This window comes from Allocoprococcus comes (genome assembly GCF_013300725.1).
GTDB lineage: Bacteria > Bacillota > Clostridia > Lachnospirales > Lachnospiraceae > Allocoprococcus > Allocoprococcus comes_A.
Map to the genome: position 1 here is coordinate 1 of NZ_JAAIMM010000060.1, position 2,808 is coordinate 2,808.

A 2,808-nucleotide genomic window follows, 5' to 3' on the forward strand; every position below is an offset into this window, starting at 1 on the left:
CTGACCAAAAGCAGGTATATCTGTTATCCGGAATTGCTGTATGTGCGGATTGTGGAGCACCTATGACAAGAAAGGTTTCTACTGTGGCAGGAAAAAAATATGCTTATTATCTATGTTCCACAAATAAAGAAACAAAACGCTGTTCCAGTCATAGAATACCGGAAAAGGATCTGGAAGATGCCGTATTAGTGATGTTGAAACAGCATATCCAGAATATCCTGCACCTGAAAAGAGTCCTGGAATTTATCGGTACTGTGCCATTTCAGGAGATCAATATGAAAAAGCTGCAGGACAGGCTGGAGAAGAAAAAGCAGGAGAAAGAACGCTGTAAGGAGTTACGGATGATGCTCTATTCGGATATGAAAGAGGGCATTGTATCAAAAGAAGACTATGTAGAGCTTCATGCAGCATATGGAAAGCGGCTTAGAAATGCGGAAGAGAGTATCCGTGCGATCCAGAAAGAAATGGATAACGAGCTGGAAAAAGCAGACAAAGCCAATACCTGGCTGGATTATTTTGTGAAATATCAGGATATTGAAGAACTGTCCCGCACTGTGGTGGTAGAACTGATCAGGCAAATCAGAGTATATGATAAAAAGAATATAGAGATCACTTTTGATTTTGATGATTGTTATCAGACATTGCTGAATCAATTACCTGCTATGGGAGTTGATATGGTAATAGATGATGATAACAATCTGCAGGTCAATGTAAAGGAGGTTGTATAAAATGGCACGAAAGAGCAGGAAAAACATTCCGGAAGTAGTCAGCAGTGCAACCGTCCAGACAGAGGTGAGCAGACCGTTCCGGGCAGGATTGTATGCCAGAATTTCAATGGAAACAGAAGAAACCTTAGAAAGAGGAACGATAGAAACCCAGGTGGAACTGATGAAAAACTTTGTGGCAGATACGGAAGACATCGCAGTTGCAGAAATATATAAGGATTCTGATTATTCTGGTACAAATTTCGACCGTCCTGGTTTTACGCAGATGATGGAAGATATCAAGCATGGAAAAATTAACTGTGTGATTGTAAAGGATCTATCCAGACTTGGAAGGAATTATGTAGAGACAAGTAATTATATTGAGCGTGTATTTCCGTTTTTTCATGTGCGGTTTCTTGCTGTGACGGATGACTTTGATTCTTTCCGTGAGGGAGTGGATCTGACAGTTCCCTTAAAAAATATCATCAATGAGTTTTATTCCAAAGACCTTGCAAAAAAGAGCAGCAGTGCCAAAAAAGCCCTGTGGAAAGAAGGAAAATTTACTGGTGCATGGGAACCTTATGGATACAGGAAATCAGAACAGGACAGACACCAGCTGGTAGTTGACGAGGAGGCTGCCGGACATTTACGAGAAATTTTTACTATGTATATGGATGGATGCAGCTACAGCGATATTGCAAAAAGACTGAATACAGATGGTATCCTTTCCCCGACTTTGCAGAGGGAATATTATAAAACAGGCGAAAAGCCTTCACCGGAATCCAAACCTTGGAATAATTATGAAGTGAAACGTGTACTTCAGGATGTCCATTGTACCGGAGATTCTGTATATGGAAAATATCAGCAGAGTGTTTTTCAAGGAAACAAGCAGAGAAATCTACCGGAGAGTGAGTGGCTCTATGCTGAGAATACCCACGAAGGAATTATTGATAAAGAACTGTTCCGGCAGGTACAGGAAAAAATCCGGGAATTTACGGAAGCATACAAAAAGAAGCATCAGCTGAATAATGGAGCCATTCGGAATCATAATTTCTATACCGGCAAGATCAGGTGTGGGGGTTGTGGGAACCGCATGGTGTTGTCCAGAGAAAAAACAGGGACATTTTATTATATCTGTGGTGCAGATGCGAACCATAAATCCGGAGGAAATCAGTGTAAGGGGCACAGAGTCAAAAAAGAATACGTGGATGAAGACGTCCTTCGCCTGATCCAGTCACATATGAAAGCCGTATTGGATACAGAGAAACTGATCCGTGAAATGAATTCTGCTTCCAGAAACCAGACACAGTATTTGCTTCTGGATAAGGAAGTGGGGAAACTTCGGCGGGAGTTGAGCAGGATCAGCAAGCGTAAATCTGATTTATATGAGGATTATTCGGAACGTCTGATTACAGAAGAAGAATACATGCAGTTTTCCCGTATCTATTCCAATGAAATAGAAAACATCAAGAACCGCCTGGATGTAGTATTGGCGGCACAGGTACGGTATTCCAAGGATTATCATATCGAGGAAGGATGGGGAAAAGTGATACATACTTATATGTCAAAGCGTAAGCTGACAAAAGAAATGGCAGATGCCTTTGTGGATTCAATTATTATCCATGGTAAGTATGATTATGAGATCAAGCTGGTATATGACGATCAGTTTGCAGATTTACAGAAATTAAAGAAAGAGAAGGAGGCGCAGTCAAGATGACAGATCATAGAAAAACAGCTGTTTACATCCGTTTATCCGCAGAAGATGACAATGTAGATGGCAGAGCTAAAAAAGAGAGCGACAGTGTAACTTCTCAGAGAATTCTGTTAAAATCATTTGTGATTGATCAGCTGGGTGTAGATGAGGCAGATATCCTGGAATATGTGGATGATGGTGTCAGCGGTACTCATTTTAAACGGCAGGGATTTCAACAGCTGCAGGATGACATGAAAAGTGGAGAAATCGGCTGTGTAGTTGTAAAAGACTTTTCCAGATTCGGAAGAGACTATCTGGAAGTTGGATTTTATATTGAATATATTTTTCCACTTCTGCAGATTCGATTTATTTCGATTAATGACAGCTATGACAGTGCAGCAAGCAGCGGAA

At 40.8% G+C, this 2,808-nt stretch carries 3 protein-coding genes; all 3 read left to right on the forward strand.

Features of this window, described 5'->3' with window-relative positions; all coding sequences use genetic code 11:
* Positions 1-728, forward strand: a 728-nt coding sequence (locus G4407_RS15865) for a recombinase zinc ribbon domain-containing protein (protein WP_173689648.1), incomplete at its 5' end; no start/stop codon positions are given.
* A gap of 1 nt (position 729) precedes the next feature.
* Positions 730-2,421, forward strand: a complete 1,692-nt coding sequence (locus G4407_RS15870) for a recombinase family protein (protein WP_012744258.1) — start codon at positions 730-732, stop codon at positions 2,419-2,421.
* A partial coding sequence (locus G4407_RS15875; RefSeq protein ID WP_173689649.1) for a recombinase family protein occupies positions 2,418-2,808 on the forward strand: 391 nt, incomplete at its 3' end. The genes G4407_RS15870 and G4407_RS15875, both read left to right, overlap by 4 nt.

Bases quoted from the DNA above. Each gene is read 5' to 3' on its own strand.
- G4407_RS15870 (WP_012744258.1), top strand. From the start codon at position 730: ATGGCACGAAAGAGCAGGAAAAACATTCCGGAAGTAGTCAGCAGTGCA.